20 protein-coding genes and 5 tRNA genes are annotated in these 19867 nt (G+C 61.3%); 7 read left to right on the top strand and 18 right to left on the bottom strand.

What is annotated here, in order from left to right:
• Nucleotides 1-88 precede the first annotated feature (88 nt).
• The 8 genes from murB to CAF77_RS19960 form a co-directional block, all read right to left on the bottom strand.
• Nucleotides 89-1108 (bottom strand): UDP-N-acetylmuramate dehydrogenase, encoded by a 1020-nt coding sequence (gene murB / locus CAF77_RS19925; RefSeq protein WP_085655171.1) that lies wholly within the window; start codon nt 1106-1108, stop codon nt 89-91.
• Nucleotides 1105-1569, bottom strand: coding sequence for a low molecular weight protein-tyrosine-phosphatase (locus tag CAF77_RS19930; RefSeq protein ID WP_007950772.1), 465 nt, complete (start codon nt 1567-1569; stop codon nt 1105-1107). The genes murB and CAF77_RS19930 overlap by 4 nt, the downstream gene beginning before the upstream one ends.
• Nucleotides 1569-2333 carry a 3-deoxy-manno-octulosonate cytidylyltransferase gene (kdsB, locus tag CAF77_RS19935; protein ID WP_085655172.1) on the bottom strand — a complete coding sequence of 255 codons (765 nt, stop codon included), beginning with the start codon at nt 2331-2333 and terminating at the stop codon, nt 1569-1571. The genes CAF77_RS19930 and kdsB overlap by 1 nt, the downstream gene beginning before the upstream one ends.
• Nucleotides 2330-2515, bottom strand: coding sequence for a Trm112 family protein (locus tag CAF77_RS19940; RefSeq protein WP_003179363.1), 186 nt, complete (start codon nt 2513-2515; stop codon nt 2330-2332). The genes kdsB and CAF77_RS19940 overlap by 4 nt, the downstream gene beginning before the upstream one ends.
• Nucleotides 2516-2539: 24 nt before the next feature.
• Nucleotides 2540-3550 carry a tetraacyldisaccharide 4'-kinase gene (gene lpxK / locus CAF77_RS19945; RefSeq protein WP_064383502.1) on the bottom strand — a complete coding sequence of 337 codons (1011 nt, stop codon included), beginning with the start codon at nt 3548-3550 and terminating at the stop codon, nt 2540-2542.
• Nucleotides 3550-3978, bottom strand: coding sequence for a biopolymer transporter ExbD (locus CAF77_RS19950; protein ID WP_064383505.1), 429 nt, complete (start codon nt 3976-3978; stop codon nt 3550-3552). The genes lpxK and CAF77_RS19950 overlap by 1 nt, the downstream gene beginning before the upstream one ends.
• Complete coding sequence (locus tag CAF77_RS19955; protein ID WP_170928977.1) at nt 3975-4610, bottom strand: MotA/TolQ/ExbB proton channel family protein; 636 nt, start codon at nt 4608-4610, stop codon at nt 3975-3977. Before CAF77_RS19955 ends, CAF77_RS19950 begins: the two co-directional genes overlap by 4 nt.
• Nucleotides 4611-4688: 78 nt before the next feature.
• Nucleotides 4689-6932: a DNA internalization-related competence protein ComEC/Rec2 gene (locus CAF77_RS19960; RefSeq protein ID WP_085655174.1), complete on the bottom strand. Its 2244-nt coding sequence runs from the start codon at nt 6930-6932 to the stop codon at nt 4689-4691.
• Nucleotides 6933-7068: 136 nt separating this feature from the next.
• On the opposite strand from CAF77_RS19960, the gene CAF77_RS19965 reads away from it, so the two are divergent.
• A complete protein-coding gene (locus tag CAF77_RS19965) occupies nt 7069-7587 on the top strand; it encodes a DUF2062 domain-containing protein (RefSeq protein WP_007950764.1) in 519 nt (172 codons plus the stop codon).
• A gap of 54 nt (nt 7588-7641) precedes the next feature.
• On the opposite strand, the gene CAF77_RS19970 is transcribed toward CAF77_RS19965, so the two are convergent.
• The 4 genes from CAF77_RS19970 to CAF77_RS19985 form a co-directional block, all read right to left on the bottom strand.
• Nucleotides 7642-8421 (bottom strand): ABC transporter permease, encoded by a 780-nt coding sequence (locus CAF77_RS19970; protein ID WP_011335453.1) that lies wholly within the window; start codon nt 8419-8421, stop codon nt 7642-7644.
• The gene (locus CAF77_RS19975) at nt 8418-9350 is read right to left on the bottom strand and encodes an ABC transporter ATP-binding protein (RefSeq protein WP_011335454.1); all 933 of its coding nucleotides are present in this window, start codon (nt 9348-9350) and stop codon (nt 8418-8420) included. The genes CAF77_RS19970 and CAF77_RS19975 overlap by 4 nt, the downstream gene beginning before the upstream one ends.
• Nucleotides 9351-9483: 133 nt before the next feature.
• Nucleotides 9484-10107: a glutathione S-transferase family protein gene (locus CAF77_RS19980; protein WP_085655175.1), complete on the bottom strand. Its 624-nt coding sequence runs from the start codon at nt 10105-10107 to the stop codon at nt 9484-9486.
• Nucleotides 10108-10150: 43 nt separating this feature from the next.
• Nucleotides 10151-10810, bottom strand: a complete 660-nt coding sequence (locus CAF77_RS19985; protein WP_041475400.1) for a transglutaminase family protein — start codon at nt 10808-10810, stop codon at nt 10151-10153.
• Nucleotides 10811-11058: 248 nt separating this feature from the next.
• Between CAF77_RS19985 and CAF77_RS19990 the strand changes: the two genes are divergently transcribed.
• Both CAF77_RS19990 and CAF77_RS19995 read left to right on the top strand, forming a co-directional pair.
• Nucleotides 11059-13506, top strand: a complete 2448-nt coding sequence (locus CAF77_RS19990) for an acyl-CoA dehydrogenase (RefSeq protein ID WP_085655176.1) — start codon at nt 11059-11061, stop codon at nt 13504-13506.
• Nucleotides 13507-13580: 74 nt separating this feature from the next.
• Nucleotides 13581-13988, top strand: a complete 408-nt coding sequence (locus tag CAF77_RS19995) for a PA2817 family protein (protein ID WP_007950758.1) — start codon at nt 13581-13583, stop codon at nt 13986-13988.
• A gap of 56 nt (nt 13989-14044) precedes the next feature.
• On the opposite strand, the gene CAF77_RS20000 is transcribed toward CAF77_RS19995, so the two are convergent.
• A complete protein-coding gene (locus tag CAF77_RS20000) occupies nt 14045-15040 on the bottom strand; it encodes a LysR family transcriptional regulator (protein WP_011335458.1) in 996 nt (331 codons plus the stop codon).
• Nucleotides 15041-15130: 90 nt separating this feature from the next.
• On the opposite strand from CAF77_RS20000, the gene CAF77_RS20005 reads away from it, so the two are divergent.
• The 4 genes from CAF77_RS20005 (at nt 15131) to CAF77_RS20020 (ending at nt 19194) form a co-directional block, all read left to right on the top strand.
• The gene (locus CAF77_RS20005) at nt 15131-15757 is read left to right on the top strand and encodes a hypothetical protein (RefSeq protein ID WP_085607355.1); all 627 of its coding nucleotides are present in this window, start codon (nt 15131-15133) and stop codon (nt 15755-15757) included.
• A gap of 90 nt (nt 15758-15847) precedes the next feature.
• Entirely contained in the window at nt 15848-16618 is a 771-nt protein-coding gene (locus CAF77_RS20010) for a 2OG-Fe(II) oxygenase (protein ID WP_085655177.1), read from the top strand.
• A gap of 1 nt (nt 16619) precedes the next feature.
• The gene (locus CAF77_RS20015; RefSeq protein WP_064383517.1) at nt 16620-17258 is read left to right on the top strand and encodes a LysE family translocator; all 639 of its coding nucleotides are present in this window, start codon (nt 16620-16622) and stop codon (nt 17256-17258) included.
• A 196-nt stretch (nt 17259-17454) separates the two neighbouring features.
• A complete protein-coding gene (locus CAF77_RS20020) occupies nt 17455-19194 on the top strand; it encodes a dipeptidase (protein ID WP_085655178.1) in 1740 nt (579 codons plus the stop codon).
• A gap of 125 nt (nt 19195-19319) precedes the next feature.
• On the opposite strand, the gene CAF77_RS20025 is transcribed toward CAF77_RS20020, so the two are convergent.
• The 5 genes from CAF77_RS20025 to CAF77_RS20045 all read right to left on the bottom strand — a co-directional run bounded on the left by CAF77_RS20025 (nt 19320) and on the right by CAF77_RS20045 (nt 19866).
• A tRNA-Gly gene (locus CAF77_RS20025) sits at nt 19320-19395 on the bottom strand.
• A gap of 2 nt (nt 19396-19397) precedes the next feature.
• A tRNA-Glu gene (locus CAF77_RS20030) sits at nt 19398-19473 on the bottom strand.
• Nucleotides 19474-19531: 58 nt separating this feature from the next.
• Nucleotides 19532-19607: transfer RNA gene (locus CAF77_RS20035), tRNA-Gly, on the bottom strand.
• A 3-nt stretch (nt 19608-19610) separates the two neighbouring features.
• Nucleotides 19611-19686, bottom strand: a tRNA-Glu gene (locus CAF77_RS20040).
• A 104-nt stretch (nt 19687-19790) separates the two neighbouring features.
• Nucleotides 19791-19866 (bottom strand) — tRNA-Gly (locus CAF77_RS20045).
• Nucleotide 19867: the final 1 nt, after the last annotated feature.

Here is a 19867-nt window from a genome sequence, read left to right on the forward strand (position 1 = left end):
GCTGGCTACGTTAACCCGCGATTAACAAAAAAGCCCTGCACTTTTTTAAATAGTGCAGGGCTTTGGGTCCAGACTTGAAAGCGTAGCCTCAATAGCGATTGGGCTCCATTTCCAGCTCGACATTGAAACGTTCTGCAATGTCTTTCTGGATGCGCTGGGCCAGATCGAGCAATTGCAGCCCGGTCGCCGCGCCGTAGTTGACCAGCACCAGCGCCTGCAATTTATGCACGCCGGCATCGGCCTCGCGGAAACCTTTCCAGCCCGCTCGCTCGATCAACCAGCCCGCCGCCAGTTTCATCTGCCCGTCCGGTTGCGCGTAGGCCACCAGATCCGGGTGTTGCGCCTTGATCTGTGCGACCACGGCCGCCGACACCAGCGGGTTCTTGAAGAAGCTGCCGGCATTGCCGAGTACCGCCGGGTCCGGCAGTTTTTCACTGCGGATGCTGCAAATGGCGCGGCTGACATCCGTCGGCGTCGGCTGCTCGATGCCCTGCTCGGTCAGACGCTGACGCACCGGGCCGTATTCCAGGTGCAGATGCGCGACTCGATTCAATGCGAAACGCACTCGCAGGATCAACCAACGACCCGGCTGCTGTTTGAACACGCTGTCGCGGTAGGCGAACCGGCATTCCTCCAAGCTGAAGTCACGTAGCTCGCCGGTCTGGCGATCCAGCGCCGTCAGGCCGGCGAACACATCCTTGATCTCGACACCGTAGGCACCGATGTTCTGCATCGGCGCGGCGCCGACAGTGCCGGGGATCAGGCTGAGATTCTCCAGCCCGGAAAAACCCTGCGCCAGCGTGTGCTGCACAAACGGATGCCAAGGCTCGCCAGCTTCAGCTTCGATCAACACGCGGTTGCCGTCGTCGCTGATGACGCGGATGCCTCGACTGGCCATGCGCAGCACCAGCGCCGGGATGTCCGCCGTGAGCAACAGGTTGCTGCCGCCGCCAATCACCAGCAACGGCACGTCGTGAGCAGCCGCGTAAGCCAGGGCTTCGCGCACATCGGCGTCACTGTGGGCTTCGGCAAACAGCTGCGCGCGAACGTCGACGCCGAAGGTGTTGAAGGGTTTCAGGGAAACCTGCGGCTGTATCTGCAAACTCATAACCGCCCCTTCACTTCGATCAACAGCTGATCGCAGGCACGCTCGATCAGATCCAGCACCTGCTCGAAACCCTGATCGCCGTCGTAATACGGATCCGGCACCTCGTCGACCACGCCTGCATAGCGGCGCAGAAACAGGTCCAGCTCGGCCTTGCCGGTGGACGGCTGCAAGGCCTTGAGGTTGCGCAGGTTGCTGTTGTCCATGGCAAGGATCAGGTCGTAACTGGCGAAATCGGCGCGGCTGACCTGCTGCGCGCGCTGCGCCGACAGGTCATAACCACGCAACTTGGCCGCAGCCTGACTGCGCTTGTCCGGCGGATTGCCGACGTGCCAGTCACCGGTGCCGGCGGAGGCCACTTCGACCTGATCCGCCAGCCCTGCTTCGCGCAACTTGTGGCGCAACACGCCTTCGGCTGTGGGCGAACGGCAGATATTGCCCAGGCACACGAACAGAACGCGCATCAGGCCTCCAGCAGGCGACGGACGCGCTCGAGGTCTTCGGCGGTGTCGACCCCGGTCGGCGGCGCGATCAACGCGTCACCCACATGAATCCGCACGCCGTGCCACAGCGCACGCAGCTGTTCGAGGGATTCGGTGTTTTCCAGCCAGCACGGGCCCCAGCTCACAAAGTCCTGAAGGAAACCGGCGCGGTAGGCATAAATGCCGATGTGACGACGGTATGGCACGCCTTCCGGCAGCACGTCGCGGCTCTCGGCGAAGGCATCGCGGGCCCAAGGCAGGGTCGCGCGACTGAAGGTCAGCGCCAGACCGTTGAGGTCGCTGACAACCTTGACCACGTTCGGGTTGAACAGGGTTTCCACGTCTTCGATCGGCTCGGCCAGAGTGGCCATGCGCGCTTCGGTGTGGGCCGCAAGATTCGCGGCGACCTGATCGATCACGCTCGGCGGGATCAACGGTTCGTCACCCTGCACGTTGACCACGATGGCATCCGGCTCCAGACCCAGCTTCGCAGCCACTTCGGCCAGACGATCAGTGCCGGAGTTGTGATCTTCACGGGTCAGCACCACTTCGGCGCCAAAGGCCTTGCAGGCCTCGACGATGCGCGCATCGTCGGTCGCCACAACCACACGGCTGGCGCTGCTTTTGCTGGCCTGTTCCCAGACGTGCTGGATCATCGGCTTGCCGGCGATGTCCAGCAGCGGTTTGCCCGGCAGACGGGTCGAGGCATAACGTGACGGGATGACAACGGTGAAGGCGGTGGTCATTTATCCAGACGCTCGTCGGTGGTCAGGGTGCGGGCTTCGCTTTCCAGCATCACCGGGATGCCGTCGCGGATCGGGTACGCCAGACCGGCGCCCTTGCTGATCAGTTCGGTCTTGTCGGCGCTGAGCTTGAGCGGGCCTTTGCAGACCGGGCAGGCGAGGATGTCGAGCAATTTGGTGTCCATGAACATTCCCTGGATAAAAACGGATTAAGGCAAAAGACGATCCGGCAACAGGCGCATCAACTGTGTGTCGAACCAGGCCACAAAGGCCGGCGACGGCACGGCATCGACCGCCAGGTACCACCAGTCGACGGCGGCGAAGGCACGGCACTTCACCGCGTCCTTCTCAGTCATCACCACCGGCAATGACGGCGTGAAACTCAAGGCCTGCACGCTGTATTCGGCGTGGTCGGCGAAGGCGTGGGGCACAGGCCGCCAGTCTAGCGCTTCGAGGGTATTGAAGAAACGTTGCGGGTTGCCGATCCCGGCGACCGCGTGCACGGCCTGACCGGGCGGAAAATGATCGAGCGGCTTGCGTTCACCGCTGTGCAGATTGACCAGCGTCGAAGGTTGCAGACGGAAAGCAAAACCGCCGTCGCGATCCTCAAGGGCGCCGTTGAACAGCACACCGTCAACGCTTTGCAGGCGCTCGGCCGGTTCGCGCAGGGGGCCGGCGGGCAGACAGCGCCGGTTGCCAAGCCCTCGGGCGGCGTCGATCAGCACCAGTTCCAGATCCCGCGCGAGGCGGTAATGCTGCATGCCGTCATCGGACAGGATCAGGTCCAGCGGCTCGCTGTCCAGCAAGGCCCTGACAGCGGCGCTGCGATCGGGATCGATCATCAACGGTACGCCGGTGCGCTGCACGATCAGCAAAGGTTCGTCGCCGGCGATGTCGGCAGTCTGATCGGCCTGGACTCGCCATGGCAGTTGCGCCGGTTTGGCGCCGTAACCACGACTGACCACACCGACCCGCAGCCCGTGGCGTCGGCAGTGCTCGATCAGCCACAGGATCATCGGGGTCTTGCCGGTGCCGCCGACAGTGATATTGCCAACCACGACCACCGGCACCGGCGACTGGTAGATCTCACCTTGGCCATCGAGAAAACGCTGACGCTTGCCGGCCACGACGCGGCGGTACAGCCACTCCAGCGGCCGCAACAGCGTCAGGGCCGGGTGCCCCTGATACCAAGCGGCGAGCAGACGATCGGACATGGCCATCAGGATTTGGGCGCCGCCTCGACCGTGGTCATGCGCAGATGGCTGAAACCGAGCTTGCCGGCCGCGTCCATGGCGGTGATCACGGATTGATGCTGAGCCTTGCCGTCAGCACTGATCGACAACGGCATGTTGGTGTCGCCGTTGGATTCTTTCTGCATGGCTTCCATCAGGGTGGCCAGATCGTTTTTCGGCAGAATCCTGTTGTTCACCGAGAACACGCCTTCGGCGCTGATGGCCACGTCCAGTTGCTTGACCTGCTGATCCTCGGCCGGCGAGCCGCTGACCGCTTCCGGCAGATCGACGCGCAACTGGGTTTCGCGGGTGAAGGTCGTAGTCACGACGAAAAACAGCAACAGGATGAACACCACGTCGATCAGCGACGCGAGGTTGATGTCGATCGTTTCCCGGGGCTTGCGACGGAATTTCACGCTTTGCCCCCGGCCAGATCGACGTCACGGTCGCCCTGCACCACTTCCACCAGTTTGATCGCTTCCTGTTCCATGCCCACCACCAGTTCATCGATGCGGCGTTGCAGGAAACGGTGGAAGAACACTGCCGGAATACCGACCATCAGGCCCGCAGCAGTGGTGATCAGCGCCTTGGAAATACCGCCGGCCAGCACCGCTGCATTGGTGCTCATGCCGGAACCGGTGAAGGCGCTGAAAATGTCGATCATGCCCAGCACCGTACCCAGCAGACCCAACAGCGGCGACATGGCGGCAATGGTGCCCAGCGCGCTGACGTAGCGTTCGAGCTCGTGAATGACCCGGGCGGCGGCCTCTTCGATGCACTCTTTCATGATCTCGCGACCATGCTTGGAGTTGGCCAGACCCGCGGCGAGGATTTCCCCCAGCGGCGAGTTGGCGCGCAATTCCTTGAGTTTTTCCTTGTTGAGCTGCTTGTCCTTGATCCAGACCCAGACCTGACCCAGCAAATGCTCAGGGGTGACGCGACTGGCGCGCAGGGTCCACAGGCGCTCGGCGACGATCGCCATGGCGGCGATGGAACTCAGAATGATCGGCAACATCATCCAGCCGCCGGATTTGACCAATTCCCACACAGTGACAGCCCCCTCGAAAAAGTGCGCCACTTTACCATACCGGTTCGCGATAAAGACTCGTCGCCCCGACGACCGTGCTCAACGGTACTCCGCCCCCGGCAACGGCGGGGCGCGCCAGAAGCGGCGTTGTTGACGCATCGACCGGGCCGACTGAAACCGCCCCAGTTGCAGATGAATGGCACCCTGCTCGGCGCTGTCATGGATATGTATGCCCTGTTTGCGATAGCGGGCGATGACCGTCGGGTGCGGGTGGCCGAACGAATTGCCCTGCCCCCGGGAAATCAGCACGGCATGAGGCTGCAAAACCTTGAGCAAGGCCATCGATGAGGAACTGCGGCTGCCATGGTGCGGGGCTTGCAGCCACTGAGTGGGAACTGCCAGCACGCTGTTGAGCAGGTCCCGTTCAGCGACGCTGTCGATGTCGCCGGTCAGCAGCAACCGTTCGCCATTGGCTTCGATCTGCAACACGCAGGAACGCTGGTTGCTGTCATGGGCGTCAGCCCATTGCCATAGATGAAAGGCCACGCCGTCCCACTGCCATTGCCGCCCGGTTTCACAGGCCTCGGCGTTGAGCGCTTCGGGCAGACCCGGCGGGTCGCCGCTGATGACGAAGCTGACCGGCAGGCCTTTCGCCACGGCCAGTGCTCCCCCCGCGTGATCGGCATCGGCATGGCTGAGCAGCATCAGGTCGAGGTGGTTTACGCCCAGTTTGTGCAAGGCCGGCAGCACCACCCGCTCGCCTGCATCAAAGTCACCGAAGCGCGGGCCGCTGTCGTACAGCAAAGTGTGATGCCGGGTACGGACCACTATCGCCAGGCCCTGGCCGACGTCCAGTTGCCAGACATCGGCCACGCCTTCGGCCAGTCGTTCCCGGGGCGCAAATGCCAGCACCAGCAGCAACGGCCAGCCCAAGGGACGCAGGGGAACGCCTCGGGGCAGCAATAACAGCAGTGCACCGATGCAGCCCAGCGCCAGACCCCATCCCGGCATCGACGCCGCAACCCACGCCGGCCACCGTCCGGCAATCAGGGCAAGTGATCGGAACAACCCGTCGATCAGTCCGCCCGCCAGCCACAGCAGCCCTTCCCCGACATAAGGGATCGGCAGCAGCAATGTGCCCAGCAACGCCGGCGGCAACACCGCAAAACTGACCCACGGCACCGCCAGCAGATTGGCCAGTGGCCCGCTGAGACTGATCGGCAGACTCAGCGCCAGCAGCACCGGGCACAAGCCGATCGCGATCAACCACTGCGCGCGCGTCCAGGTTTGCCACCAGCGCCACGGCCCCAGACGGCCGCCGAAGGTGAAGATCAGCACGGCGACCGCGATAAAGGATAGCCACAACCCCGGACGCAAGCTGGCCAGCGGGTCCATCAACAACACGCCGTTGAAGGCCAGCAGCAACGGCCACCAGGCACCGAGATGGCGAAATCGCAATCGCCACAGCAGCACCAGCGCAACCATCACGCAGGCCCGTCGCACCGGCACATCGAACCCGGCCAGCAGGCCGTAACCCAGCGCCGCCGCGAATGCCAGACCGCACGCCCAGGGCAGCCAGGGCCAACGCAGCGGCCAAATCCCGACCCGTGCCATCCCGGCGACCAACACATACAGCAACGCCGCCAACAGCCCGATGTGCTGACCGGAAATCACCAGCAGGTGCACGGTGCCGGTGTCCTGCAAGATCTGCCAGTCCTCGCGACTGAGCCCAGAACCATCGCCGAGCACCAGCGCAGCCAAGGCTCCGTTGCGTCCCTGGGCATCCACTGCAAGCAGGCGCTGCCGGATGCTGTCACGCCAGGCCCACTGCGCCGGCGCCAGACGCTGGCCATCTTTCACCGTCCCGGTGGCGCCGATGCGCTGCGCCAGCAGCCAGGCTTCGTAATCGAACGCATCCGGATTGAGCAGGCCGCCGGGACGCTTGAGCTTGACCGCCAGTCGCCAGCGTTCGCCACTTTTGACCTCAGGCCCGGCGTACCAGGCCAGACGCATCAGCGACGGCAGTTTCTCGTGACGCGAACGCGCATCGGCCAGTTCGAAGCGCACGACACCTTCGGCATTCTGCGGCAAGCCGACGACCCGCCCCTCCACCCAGCGCGTTTCGCCATCCAGCCGGGAAGGTAGTCGATCATCCATCGCCAGCTGCGCGCTGAAGCTCGCCCATGTAAATCCAAGCAGTAAAAACGCCAGTGGATAGCTGCGAAACGGCAGCAGCATCAGCGCCACCCACGGCAACACCAGCAATAACCCGACCGGCGGCAAGGCCGGTAAAAAAACCGGGGCCAGCAGACCGACCGCCAGCGCCATCATCCCTGTGCGCATAAGCCCGTCCTTGAGAGTCCCACCTTCAGGCATAGCGGTTGCCGGGCACGGGCGTCGTTATCAATTGTCACAAAGTCTGAATAGGCGGTTCATGGAATCCAGACATACTTGCCGCCTTAACCGACCGAGAAGCCTTATGCCCCGGCGCTTATTCAAACGTTACATGCCCGACCCGACGAGCATCAGGGAACACAAATCCTTACGCTTTCTCGGCACGTTGCTGCATGACCCGAACCTCTGGCACCTCAACCGACATTCGGTGGCCCGCGCCATGGCCGTTGGCCTGTTCGCCGCGTTCCTGCCGATTCCCGCACAAATGCTGGTGGCCGCCGTCCTCGCGATCATGGTGCGCGGCAACATGCCGATTGCCGTCAGTCTGGTCTGGCTGACCAATCCGATCACCATGCCGGCGGTGTTCTTCTGCACTTATCAGGCCGGGGCCTGGCTGATGGATGTGCCCGCCCGCACGCTCCCCGACGAATTGACCTGGGAATGGATCAGCGGCGAGCTTTCGACCCTGTGGCAACCGTTCTTGCTGGGTTCGGTGGTGGTCGGGCTGGCACTGGGCGCCCTCGCCTACTGTCTGGTGATGATGTACTGGCGCTGGTGGGTGGCCCGGCAATGGGCGCGGCGCAAGAAAAGACGTCAGGCGTGAATGCAAAACGGCCTCCACTTTGGGAGGCCGTTTTTCATTGCAGCATTGAAGAAATCAGGTGCGCATTCCGCGCCCGCTCACCAGCAGCCGCGCACAACCGAAATACAGCACCACGGTTGCCACCAGCATGAAGGTGATCGCAATACCGATACGGATATCCGACACACCAAGGATGCCGTAACGGAAGGCGTTGACCATGTGCAGCACCGGGTTGGCCAGCGACACGGTCTGCCAGAACGGCGGCAGCAAGGTGATCGAATAGAACACGCCACCGAGGTAGGTCAGCGGGGTCAGCACGAAGGTCGGGATGATCGAGATGTCATCGAAGTTGCGCGCAAATACCGCGTTGATGAAGCCGAGCAGCGAGAAGATCGTCGCCGTCAGCACCACCACCAGCACCGTCACACCGAGATGGTGTACCTGCAAATGGGTGAAGAACAACGACAGAATCGTCACGATCACACCCACCATCAGGCCTCGCAAGACGCCACCGATCGTGTAACCGATCAGGATCGTGTGCGGCGACACCGGCGACACCATCAGTTCTTCGATGGAGCGCTGGAACTTGCTGCCGAAGAAGCTCGACACCACGTTGCCGTAGGAGTTGGTGATCACCGACATCATGATCAGACCCGGCACGATGTACTCCATGTAGGTGAAGCCACCCATGTCACCGATCTGCCGGCCGATCAGGTTACCGAAGATCACGAAATACAGAACCATGGTGATCGCCGGCGGCAGCAGGGTCTGCGGCCAGATCCGGGTGAAGCGTCTGACTTCGCGGTAAACGATGGTGTTAAGGGCAACGAGGTTGGGGCGCAGCTCGGAACTCATACCGCCACCTTCGACAGATTTTTCTCCACCAGGGACACGAACAGCTCCTCGAGGCGATTGGTTTTATTGCGCAGGCTCAGCACTTCGATGTTCTGCAGGGCCAGTTGGCCGAACAGCGCGGTGATGCCCACGGACTTGTCGACCTGGACTTCCAGGGTATGGCCATCCAGCAGACGCGCCGGGTAGCCCGCCAGTTGCGGCGCGGCGCTCAGGTCGTTCTTCAGGTCCAGCAGGAAGGTCTCCACATGCAACTGGCCGAGCAGCTGACGCATGCTGGTGTTCTCGACGATGGTGCCGTGGTCGATGATGCCGATGTTGCGGCACAGCTGCTCAGCCTCCTCCAGGTAGTGGGTGGTGAGGATGATGGTGATGCCTTTCTGGTTCAGTTCGGTGAGGAACGTCCACATCGAGCGACGCAGTTCGATGTCGACGCCGGCAGTCGGCTCGTCGAGGATCAGCAGACGCGGTTCATGCACCAGTGCCCGCGCGATCATCAAGCGACGCTTCATGCCGCCGGACAGCGAACGCGACGGCACATCGCGCTTGTCCCACAGGCCGAGCTGAGTCAGGTATTGCTCGGCGCGCTCCTTGGCGATCCTTGCCGGAATGCCGTAGTAGCCGGCCTGGGTCACGACGATGTCGAAAGTCTTTTCGAACTGGTTGAAGTTGAACTCCTGGGGCACCACGCCGATGGAGCGCTTGAGCGCCGCCGGGTTCTTGTCCAGGTCGTGGCCGAAGATGTTCACGGTGCCGCTGGTCTTGTTGACCAGGGTCGAGAGAATGCCGATGGTCGTGGATTTGCCGGCGCCGTTGGGGCCGAGCAATGCGAAGAAGTCACCTTCGGCGACGTCCAGATCGATACCACTCAAGGCCTGGAACCCGTTGCCGTAGGTTTTGGTTAGCTGCCGGATGGACAGAGCGGAACTCATATCGGATTTACGCACCCAGTAAGGAAAAAAGGACTGATAAAAAGCCGGCGGCGAGGAAGACAACCGCAGCGCTCGAGCGCAATGGTGCTTGCCGTCGCCGCACAAGTACAGTCAAGTGTGTCGATAGTAGGTATTAAGTCAACGCGGTCATGACGGCTTTCTGATACGCCGGACGCTGCTTCAACCGCGCGTACCAGGCTTCGAGATTGGGCTGTGGCGCGCGTTCGATCGGCATCTCGAACCAGGCATAAATGAAACTGCCGAGCGGGATATCGCCCATGCCGATTTCACTCCCGGACAGATACGGCTGGTGCTTCAGCGCCTGATCGGCCATCGCCAGCAAGCTGTCGCACTCCTTGATCGCCGCATGGATTGCCGGCCAGTCCTGCTTGTCTGCCGGGGTACGCAAAACGCCCCAGAACACCGTGCGAAACGGTCCGGCAAAACTGGAAGTCGTCCAGTCCATCCACTTGTCGGCGGTGGCGCGGGTCTGCGGATCCGCCGGGTACCACGAGCTATCGGCCGCATGTTTTGCCAGCAGGTAACGCACGATGGCATTCGATTCCCACAACACGAAACCGTCGTCCTGAATCACCGGCACCCGCCCGTTCGGGTTCATCGCCCGATACTCCGGCGTGTCGACCACACCAAACGCGCCACCGGCATCGATGGCCTCGTAGGCCAGCCCGAGCTCTTCGGCCGCCCACAACGGTTTTCTGACATTCGACGAATTCTTGCGACCCCAGATCTTCAGCATGTCCGCCTCTTTTCCAGTAAATGGACAGGCAGCATACGCCGGATCAGAAGCGGCCGACATCACCACGCATGTCACTGGACAGGGGCGTCTGCTGATCGTTGAACAGGTGCGGATAACATTTCTGCAGATGTTCGAAGAAAAAAGATTCCGGTACATCAGCGAACTGGCCGTGATCGACGAGGTACTCCATCAGCAGCGCGCCATCGCTGTTGTACGGGTGGAAAACGCTGTCGTTCATGCCGTCGAATTCCAGCGGTGCAACGTTGAACATTTCGCAGAGCTTCTGGTTGAACGCGGGGGTGGCTTTGACCCAGCGATCATTGAGAAACAGCTCGGTATAACCATGCATGGCGAACACTTCGCTTCTCAGCAGTTCAAGCAGACGCGGCGTCGACAGATGATTTTTCACATCCGCCAGGCCGATGCGCGCGGGGATCCCGCAATGGCGCGCGCAACCGGCGAGCAACGTGGCCTTGGGCACGCAATAACTCTCACCCGCCGCCAGCGCGTAGCTGCCGCGCAAGGTCTGCGGGTCGCGGCTGAAGGTGTACATGTTGTAACGCACCGCCTCGCGCACTGCGTAATAAAGACTGATCGCCTGCGCGAGCGGATCGCGACTGGCACCACGGTGCTGCTCGGCGAACTCCACCACCGAGGGGTGGTCACTATCGATGAAGCGGCCGGGGCTCAGATACTCGTGCATGACGACATTCTCCTGGTTGAGCCCCGAGTCTAGCGAGAGGTTCAGCACAGAGATAACGACGTTTCGGCCAAACATGCACGCAAAGACGCGGAAGCTGCGAACGATTTCCCACGCGTGTTGCCCACCGAACCTACAAAAGACATCCGGGGTTTCCCACGATTTCAATCACCTTGCTCTGACCGCCCCGTTTTGCAGATGCCGTCTAAGCTCTGGAGGGTCGGTTCGCCCTGGTTCACGGAGGATTAAATATGCTGTTGTTGTGGATACTGGTTCTGATCGTCGGCGTGGCGTATCTGGCCCACCGGCGCATCGCCCCGCTGCCGGCACTGGGTATCGTCGCCGCTTACCTGTTGGCGATGGGGATTTTCAGCCAAGCGCCAGGCTGGTTGCTGCTGATTTTCTGGGTCGTGCTGGCCCTGGTCGCCGCCCCGCTGCTGTTGCCTGACCTGCGCCGCAAACACTTTACCGCGCCGCTGTTCAGCTGGTTCCAGAAAACCCTGCCCCCGATGTCGCAGACCGAACGCGACGCGATCGACGCCGGCACGGTGTGGTGGGACGGCGAACTGTTCAGCGGCCGTCCGGACTGGGACAAACTGCTGTCTTATCCAAAAGTGCAACTGACTGACGAGGAACAAGCGTTCATCGACGGCCCGACCGAAGAGCTCTGCGCGATGGTCACCGACTGGCAGATCGGCCAGTCGATGGATCTGCCGGCCGAAGCCTGGACCCACATCAAGGAACACGGTTTCTTCGCCCTGATCATTCCCAAGGAGTTCGGTGGCAAGGGTTTCTCCGCCTACGCCCACTCCCAGGTGGCGATGAAACTGGCGACCCGCAGTGGCGACCTCGCTTCCACCGTGATGGTGCCCAACTCCCTCGGCCCGGCCGAACTGTTGCTGCATTACGGCACCGACGAACAACGCAATCATTACCTGCCACGGCTGGCCCGGGGCGACGACATTCCGTGCTTTGCGCTGACCGGCCCGCTCGCTGGTTCCGACGCCGGCGCCATGCCCGACACCGGGATCATCTGCAAGGGTGAATGGGAAGGCCAGGAAACCCTCGGCCTGCGCCTGAACTGGGAAAAACGCTACATCACCCTCGGCCCGGTCGCGACCCTGCTTGGCCTCGCCTTCAAGGCCTATGACCCGGATCACCTGCTCGGTGACAAGGAAGACCTGGGCATCAGCCTGGCGCTGATCCCGACCGACACCCCCGGCGTGGAAATCGGCCGCCGCCACTTGCCGCTGGGCGCGGCGTTCATGAACGGCCCGAACTCCGGCAAGGACGTGTTCATCCCGCTGGACTACCTCATCGGCGGCCAGGACATGCTCGGCAAAGGCTGGATGATGCTGATGAACTGCCTGTCGGTCGGGCGTTCGATCTCGCTGCCGGCAGTGGGCACTGGCGCGGCCAAGTTCACCAGCCTGGTGACCGGGCAGTACGCGCAGATCCGCGAGCAGTTCAACGTGCCGCTGTCTGCCTTCGAAGGCATTCAGGAAGCCATGGCGCGGATCGGCGGCAACGCCTGGATGATGGACGCCGCACGGATGCTGACTGCCAATGCAGTGGATCTGGGCGAGAAGCCGTCGGTACTGTCGGCGATCCTCAAGTATCACCTCACCGAACGCGGTCGCGAGTGCATCAGCCACGCCATGGATGTGCACGGTGGCAAGGCGATCATCATGGGCCCGAACAACTACCTGGGTCGCAGCTGGAACGGCGCACCGATCTTCATCACGGTGGAGGGCGCGAACATTCTCTCGCGCAACCTGATGATCTTCGGCCAGGGCGCGATCCGCTGCCATCCGTTCGTGCTCAAGGAAATGGCCCTCGCCGGGCGTGAAGACAAGGATCAGGCACTCAAGGAGTTCGATGGCCTGCTGCTCAAGCACATCGGATTTGCCGTGAGCAACGCCGCCAGCACGCTGGTGCTGAACCTCGGTTTCGGCCATTTCGAACATGCGCCGGGAGACAAGCTCAGCCAGGGTTATTTCCGTGCCCTCAACCGTCAGGCTGCCGCGTTTGCCATGCTCGCCGACCTGAGCATGATGCTGCTGGGCGGCGAACTGAAGCGGCGCGAGCGTCTGTCGGCCCGATTGGGCGATGTGCTGAGCAACCTGTATCTGGCGTCGGCGGCGCTCAAGCGTTATCACGATCTCGACTCCCCGGCGTACATGGAACCGCTGTTCCGATGGGCGATGGAAGAAAGCCTCGGCCAGTCGGAAAAAGCGCTGGACGAACTGCTGACCAACTTCCCGAACCGAGTCTTCGGCTGCTTGTTGCGCGTGATCGTGTTCCCGTTCGGCCGCCGTCACAAAGGGCCTTCGGACAAACTCGGTGCCGAAGTGGCTGCGGTCATCGGCCGGGCCAAGGGCGATCCAGCGCTGGAAGAACTGCTTGCCGGCTGCTATCGCCCGCAATCGGCCGACGATGCGGTCGGTGCGCTGCAACATGCCTGTGATCAGTTGAGTGCAGCACAACCGCTGCACAAGAAACTGCACTCGTCGCTCAAGAGCGGTCAGGTCAAACCGGTTGCCGGCGAGCACGCCATCGATGCGGCACTGGAGGCCGGGGTGTTGCAGGCTGTGGAAGCCCAGACCCTGCGCGATGCCGAAGCGGCGCGGCGCAAGGTGATCGATGTCGATGATTTCGACAAGGAGCAACTGAAACCGGCGGAAGGCAAAATCCGCTGATCCCTTCAATCAGTGAAAAACGGGCGCAGGGGCTTTATACTCCCGCGCCCGTTTTGCTCTTGAGGACTTATCTCGTGTCCAACGTCGTTGCCGATCATCTGGTTTTGCTCGACCATCTGCGCAGTATCCTGGTCGCCGTAGGTGAGGCCGATCAGGTTCCCGAAGAAAGCCATGCCCTGTTCCTGGAGCGTTTCGACGAACTGCTGGCGTCACTGCCGATCGAGCCGATCGAAAGCCAATACCTGGGCCAGGACATCCTGACTCAAGTGATTACCCGTTACCCGCAAATTGCCCACCTGATCCCGCGGGATCTGCTGTGGTTCTTCGCCGGCGACTGCCTGCATTACCTGTCCGACGAAGAAATCGACATGTATCAGGCGCTGGAAGAACGCCGCTACGAAGCCGAACAGAACGACGAGCCGTTCGACTGGAACCAGGAAAAACAGCTGCTGGCGATGTCCGCCCAGGACAGCAAGCACTGATTTTCGCCCGATAAAAAAGGCCCGCACGGTGATCCATGCGGGCCTTTTTTTTCGGGTCAGAGCAACCCTTCACTCTCGGGCAACTCGTACTCGGCCAACGGTTTTGCACCGCCAGACTTTCCCGGTTTGCTCAGGGTCGGCTCTTTCTCCAGGCACTCCACCAGATAATCAATGAACACCCGCAGCTTCGGCGGCAGATAGCGCGTCGGCGAGTGCAGCAACCACAATCCGCCGTGGTACGAGGCCAGGAATGTCCATTCCGGCAGCACCTGCACGATCAGCCCCTGCTCCAGCGCATAACGCGCGGTGAAATACGGCAGGCTGCCAATGCCGATGTGCTGCAACACTGCGCCCAGACGGACGCCGGTGTGATTGGCGGCATACCGGCCGCGCACGCCGACGGTAACGGCTTTCGTGCCTTTCTTGAATTTCCAGCGCGCATCACTCGGGGTTTCGCCCAGGTAAATGCAACTGTGGTTGAGCAAGTCGTGGGGATGAGTCGGCGTCCCGTGCTCAGCCAGATACTGCGGCGTCGCGCAGAGCAAATGGTCGATGGTCAGCAGTTGTCGTCCCACCAGTCCGGCCGGTGGCCGATCCGTGATGCGAATGGCCAGGTCGACATGGTCGTCGATCAGATCGACCTGACGGTCTTCCAGCAACAACTCCACATCGACCTTCGGGTAGCGCCGCAGAAACTCCGGCATGTGCGGATGAATCACGAAGCGCCCCACCGCTTTCGGCACGCTGACCCGAACCAGCCCCTCGGCTTCGTGGGTGAACTGGCCGCTGATCTCCATCACCGACTTCGCCGCGCTGACCATTTCCTGACAGCGTTTGAACACCTCTTCCCCGCCATCGCTCAAGCGCAGTTTGCGCGTGGTGCGTTGCAGCAGCCGCGTGGCCAGCGCCTTCTCCAGCCGGGAAATGCTGCGGCTGACTGCCGACGGCGATGAGCCCAATTGGCGAGCGGCTTCGGAGAAGCTGCCGGTCTCGACGACCTTGACGAAAATCGCCATTTCACCGAGCAGCGGCAGTGGAAGATTTATGCTCACAGCGCAACAGTCCTTTGATGTTTGAACGGATTATCACGTTATTGCACGATTCATATAATTAAAAAAGAAACTTTAATAAGGGCATGGAATATGACGCTTCGCCTCTTTTTCCATAGTGATGACCTCAAGGCCAATGTGGAAGTCCTCGACTGCACGCCCCACGAGAACGAATTCGCCGTTGTGTTGCGCGCCACGCTTTTTCATCCCCAGGGCGGTGGCCAACCCTGTGATACCGGCTGGATTGGCGACAGCCAGGTGCTGCGGGTCGTCCAGGAACCGGACCGGATCATTCATTTCGTCGATCAACCGGTGCCGCTGGGCATGACCCAGATTCGCGTCGACGAAGAACGCCGCCGCTTCAACACCCGCATGCACTCTGCCGGGCATTTGATCGGCCACTTTGTCCAGGCCATGGGCTGGATGCCGATCAAGGCCCACCACTGGCCGGACGAGGGCCGGGTGCAGTTCAAACCCGGGGATTCGGCCCAGGAAGTCGATGCTCAAATCGTTCAATACGGCATCGGGCAGTGGATCGAACACGATCTGCCACGCCTGACGTCCCTGCGCGAAGGCGCGCGGGAAATCGGTTTCGGTGAACTGCCAGCCTATGGCTGCGGTGGCACCCATGTACGCAGCCTGAAGGATCTGGGCACAGTCACGATCGCGTCCCTTTCGCAGAAGAAAGGCACGCTGTCCGTCCACTACAGCGTGGATTGAGGATTTCGGACGCTGCCAGATGCAGCGTCCGACGCCGGGGGAACCGCATTCGCCGGTTCCGTTGACTATTCGATAGATGGACCTGACACCATGATGCTTGACGTCGAGCGTCTCGATGAGACGTGCATAAAAAAACTGGCCAACGAAGAAGTCCTCGCCATCCGCGTCAAGGGCTTTCTGCCCCAGGCGCAGGCGATCCGGATTGGCGACAAGATCCTCGCGCCTGGCTTCGAGGGCTACATCAACGCGCCCAGCATCGGTCGCATCGGCATGGCGTTCTACGAGGCGGAAAACCAGCCGCTGCTGATCGAAGACTACTTCGAGCGCGCCACCCGCAACATCGCCGAACTGCGTAACCGCTGCGCGCCCTACTCGTCGCCGGTCGACACCCTGCGCTGCATGCTCGACGAATCCTGGCCGGCAGGCGCCCACCTGGAAAACCTCTACGGTCGCAAGATGTACGTCGGGTTGTCCCGGGTGGTGAAACCGGGCGTGTGCTTCCTGGCCCACCACGACATCTTCGCCAAGGACGCGCCGGAGAGTTTTCAGGCCCGTAGTCTGGAGGCGCAATTCGCCTGCAACGTCTACCTCAACATGCCGACCGAAGGCGGCGCGTTGCAGATGTGGGAAGACGACATCTCGCCGGACCGCTTCGACGAGATGCGCGGCGACAGCTACGGCATCGACCCGGCGCTGCTCGGCCCGCCGGCCCTCGAAGTACGCCCGGAACCGGGGGATTTCATCATGTTCAATTCGCGTCGCATGCACTCAGTCACGCCAGGCGTGGCCGATCCGCGCTTGAGCCTTTCGTTTTTTGTCGGCTATCGCGGCAATGCTTCACCCCTGACTTTCTGGAGCTGAAATGACATCGAATTACCTGGGCGAGTTTCTGGCGCTGGCCACCATCCACTTTCTGGCCGTGGTCGCTCCCGGACCGGACTTCGCCGTGACCATACGCCAGAGTGTGCGCTTCGGCCGCTTGGTCGGCATCTGCACGGCACTGGGCATCGGCGCGGGAATTTCCGTGCACGTGCTGTACACCCTGCTGGGCGTCGGCGCCCTGATGCACACCACGCCCTGGCTGCTGACTGTCGCCAAAGTGGTCGGCGGCGCTTACATTCTTTATCTGGGCGTCAGCCTGATCCGCAGCAAACCCAAGACGGCACTGGAGGGCGAAAAGACCAGCGACGAACCACTGGTCGAGCAATCGCTGTTCAAGGCGTTCTCCACCGGCTTCCTGACCAACGCCACCAACCCCAAGGCCACGCTGTTTTTCCTGGCGATATTCACCACGATCATCAGCGCCAGCACACCGCTGCAAATTCAGGCGCTGTACGGGTTGTGGATGTGCGGGGTGAATGCGTTGTGGTTCGTGATCGTCGCGCTGTTCTTTTCAAGCAGCAAAGTGCGCGTGCTGTTCATGCGCATGGGCCACTGGTTCGAGCGCAGCATGGGGGTGATTCTGATCCTGTTTGCCGGGCGCCTGGTGTTGTCGATGTAAGCAGGTTGATCGGAGAAGCCCGATCCAGACAGACCGGACGGGCTTTTTTCGATTCTGCGCCGCTTTTGCATTTCTGTGCGACGCATCCCACTTCGGGGGCTCCCCTATCACTTGCGGGTGGTGTTAGTTTGCGAAACCGTCTGACGCATCGATCAGACACTTCCTACTCACTGCCTGCAAAGGAATGCCCATAGCAATGGACTTTTCACTCAAGCAACTGGCCGCGTCGACGCTGATCCTGGCCAGCCTTTCGTCCGTGACACTGCCAGCCCACGCGAACCTTACCGAGCAGCAGAGCGCGACCATCCTAAAGACATTCAATGAGGCAAAGGTCAGTGACTTCAGAGCGTTTCTCGGTGATCTGGCCAAGAACGACCTGAGCAAGGCCGACGATCTGCGTCCAGCCATCAGCGCTTTCCTCGACAACAAGACGCTGATCGCCGAACAGCAGAACGAAATCCATCGCCTGCTCGGCCTCTACACCCGCGTGAAGTACGGCAAAGCTGCGCTGGAAACCCTGCGTGAACTGGTGGAAATCCCGACCTTCCGCAAGGACGGTGTCGATCAGCACAACAATCCCGAATTCATCAAGATCGCCGGCAAGATCAAGGAGCTGGCCGAGTCTTTCGGCTTGAAGTATCGCAACATCGACAACCGCGTTTACGAAATCTCCCTCGACGGCAGCGGCAAGGACGTAGTCGGCATTCATGCTCACGCCGACGTGGTGCCGGTAACGCCGGAAAACTGGGTGCTGAAGGACGGCACCAAACTTGATCCGTTCAAGGTCACGCTGATCGGCGACCGCATGTACGGCCGCGGCACCGAGGACGATAAAAACGGCATCGTCGTGACGCTGTATGCCATGAAAGTGATCAAGGAAGAGAAGCTGCCACTGGCGCGCAATTTCAAACTGCTGGTAGACACCACCGAAGAAACCACCGGCGACGCGATTCCTTACTACTTCGAACGCAACCCGACGCCCGAGTACAACCTGGCACTGGATGGCGGCTATCCCGTAGTGATTGCGGAAAAAGGCTACGGCACCGTCATGGCCAAGTTCGCCAAGCGCAACGCCGAGGGCAAAGGCGCAGAACTCATCTCGATGACCGGTGGCCTGGCGACCAACCAGATCCCTTCGGTTTCGGTCGTCACGCTGGTGACCGACAAACCCGCCGACCTGGCGGCCAGCCTGCAAAAGGCCGGCACCGAATACGCCAAGCGCAATGGCGGCGATTTTGAAGTGAACGCCAAGGTCGATGGCAAAGACGTCAAACTCAGCGTCACCGGTGTTTCCGCGCACTCGTCCGAGCCAGAATCCGGCGTCAACCCGGTCGCCCGCATGCTCGACTTCATCCATAGCGTGGACGGCAAGATCGCCTTCAAGCACAACCACATCACCGACGCTGCGCACTACGCCGCCGACAACTGGGGCCTGGATTACAAGGGTGGCAAGCTGGGCGTCGGATTCGCCGATAGCTTCATGGGGCCGCTGACCACCTCCCTGACCTACGTCGGCATGGACGACAAAACCTTCAAACTCGCAGTCAACCTGCGCGTGCCGAAGGGCAAGTCGCCGGAAGTGCTCAAAACCGAAATCGCCGACAAACTCGCGGCCTGGAGCAAAAAGACCCATGTCGCGGTGAACTTCGACTATTCGATCGCCGAGCCGATGTACCGCAACCCGGAAGGCGAATGGGTCAAGGCGCTGCTGGCCGTGGCCACCGAAAACCTGGGCATGAAACACGAATTCGGTACCTCGGCCGGCGCCACCTCGGTGCATGAACTGCCGAACGGCGTGCAATTCGGTCTGGCGCGACCGGAGGTCAAGTACACCGGCCACACCGATGGCGAGTTCAAGACCGTTGACCAGTTCTTGCTGGACCTGCAGATCGTCACCGAAATGATGGGACGCATCGGGCAATTGCCGAAGCTCTGATCGCGTATCGGGCCCGCCAGATTGGCGGGCCCACAAAAAAAGGACCGCGAGGTCCTTTTCTATTGCCTGACAAAAAACGCACAAACAAAAACGCCGCTCATTACTGAGCGGCGTTTTTGTGAATTTGGAGCGGGAAACGAGACTCGAACTCGCGACCCCGACCTTGGCAAGGTCGTGCTCTACCAACTGAGCTATTCCCGCAATGGCGTCCCCTAGGGGACTCGAACCCCTGTTACCGCCGTGAAAGGGCGGTGTCCTAGGCCACTAGACGAAGGGGACAGGCTACAACTTTCACTAATAAAAACGCCGCTCTTTGCAAAGCGGCGCTTTTTGAATTTGGAGCGGGAAACGAGACTCGAACTCGCGACCCCGACCTTGGCAAGGTCGTGCTCTACCAACTGAGCTATTCCCGCAAATGGCGTCCCCTAGGGGACTCGAACCCCTGTTACCGCCGTGAAAGGGCGGTGTCCTAGGCCACTAGACGAAGGGGACACGCTACCCGGAACACATGGTGTGTGTTTCGGTGTCCAGATCCGCCTCCGAAGATTGGGTTCTGGTTTCACTCAGCACCGCCCGAAAGCGTTGCTGTTTAAAATTGGAGCGGGAAACGAGACTCGAACTCGCGACCCCGACCTTGGCAAGGTCGTGCTCTACCAACTGAGCTATTCCCGCA

It is taken from the genome of Pseudomonas sp. R15(2017), from assembly GCF_002112685.1.
GTDB classification, from domain to species: Bacteria; Pseudomonadota; Gammaproteobacteria; order Pseudomonadales; family Pseudomonadaceae; genus Aquipseudomonas; species Aquipseudomonas glycinae.

Bases quoted from the DNA above. Each gene is read 5' to 3' on its own strand.
- CAF77_RS20005 (WP_085607355.1), top strand. From the start codon at position 15,131: ATGACGCTTCGCCTCTTTTTCCATAGTGATGACCTCAAGGCCAATGTG.
- CAF77_RS19990 (WP_085655176.1), top strand. From the start codon at position 11,059: ATGCTGTTGTTGTGGATACTGGTTCTGATCGTCGGCGTGGCGTATCTG.
- CAF77_RS19940 (WP_003179363.1), bottom strand. From the start codon at position 2,515: ATGGACACCAAATTGCTCGACATCCTCGCCTGCCCGGTCTGCAAAGGC.
- murB (WP_085655171.1), bottom strand. From the start codon at position 1,108: ATGAGTTTGCAGATACAGCCGCAGGTTTCCCTGAAACCCTTCAACACC.
- CAF77_RS19970 (WP_011335453.1), bottom strand. From the start codon at position 8,421: ATGAGTTCCGAGCTGCGCCCCAACCTCGTTGCCCTTAACACCATCGTT.
- kdsB (WP_085655172.1), bottom strand. From the start codon at position 2,333: ATGACCACCGCCTTCACCGTTGTCATCCCGTCACGTTATGCCTCGACC.
- CAF77_RS19960 (WP_085655174.1), bottom strand. From the start codon at position 6,932: ATGCGCACAGGGATGATGGCGCTGGCGGTCGGTCTGCTGGCCCCGGTT.
- CAF77_RS19985 (WP_041475400.1), bottom strand. From the start codon at position 10,810: ATGCACGAGTATCTGAGCCCCGGCCGCTTCATCGATAGTGACCACCCC.
- lpxK (WP_064383502.1), bottom strand. From the start codon at position 3,550: ATGGCCATGTCCGATCGTCTGCTCGCCGCTTGGTATCAGGGGCACCCG.
- CAF77_RS19980 (WP_085655175.1), bottom strand. From the start codon at position 10,107: ATGCTGAAGATCTGGGGTCGCAAGAATTCGTCGAATGTCAGAAAACCG.
- CAF77_RS20010 (WP_085655177.1), top strand. From the start codon at position 15,848: ATGATGCTTGACGTCGAGCGTCTCGATGAGACGTGCATAAAAAAACTG.
- CAF77_RS20015 (WP_064383517.1), top strand. From the start codon at position 16,620: ATGACATCGAATTACCTGGGCGAGTTTCTGGCGCTGGCCACCATCCAC.
- CAF77_RS19965 (WP_007950764.1), top strand. From the start codon at position 7,069: ATGCCCCGGCGCTTATTCAAACGTTACATGCCCGACCCGACGAGCATC.
- CAF77_RS20020 (WP_085655178.1), top strand. From the start codon at position 17,455: ATGGACTTTTCACTCAAGCAACTGGCCGCGTCGACGCTGATCCTGGCC.
- CAF77_RS19975 (WP_011335454.1), bottom strand. From the start codon at position 9,350: ATGAGTTCCGCTCTGTCCATCCGGCAGCTAACCAAAACCTACGGCAAC.
- CAF77_RS19930 (WP_007950772.1), bottom strand. From the start codon at position 1,569: ATGCGCGTTCTGTTCGTGTGCCTGGGCAATATCTGCCGTTCGCCCACA.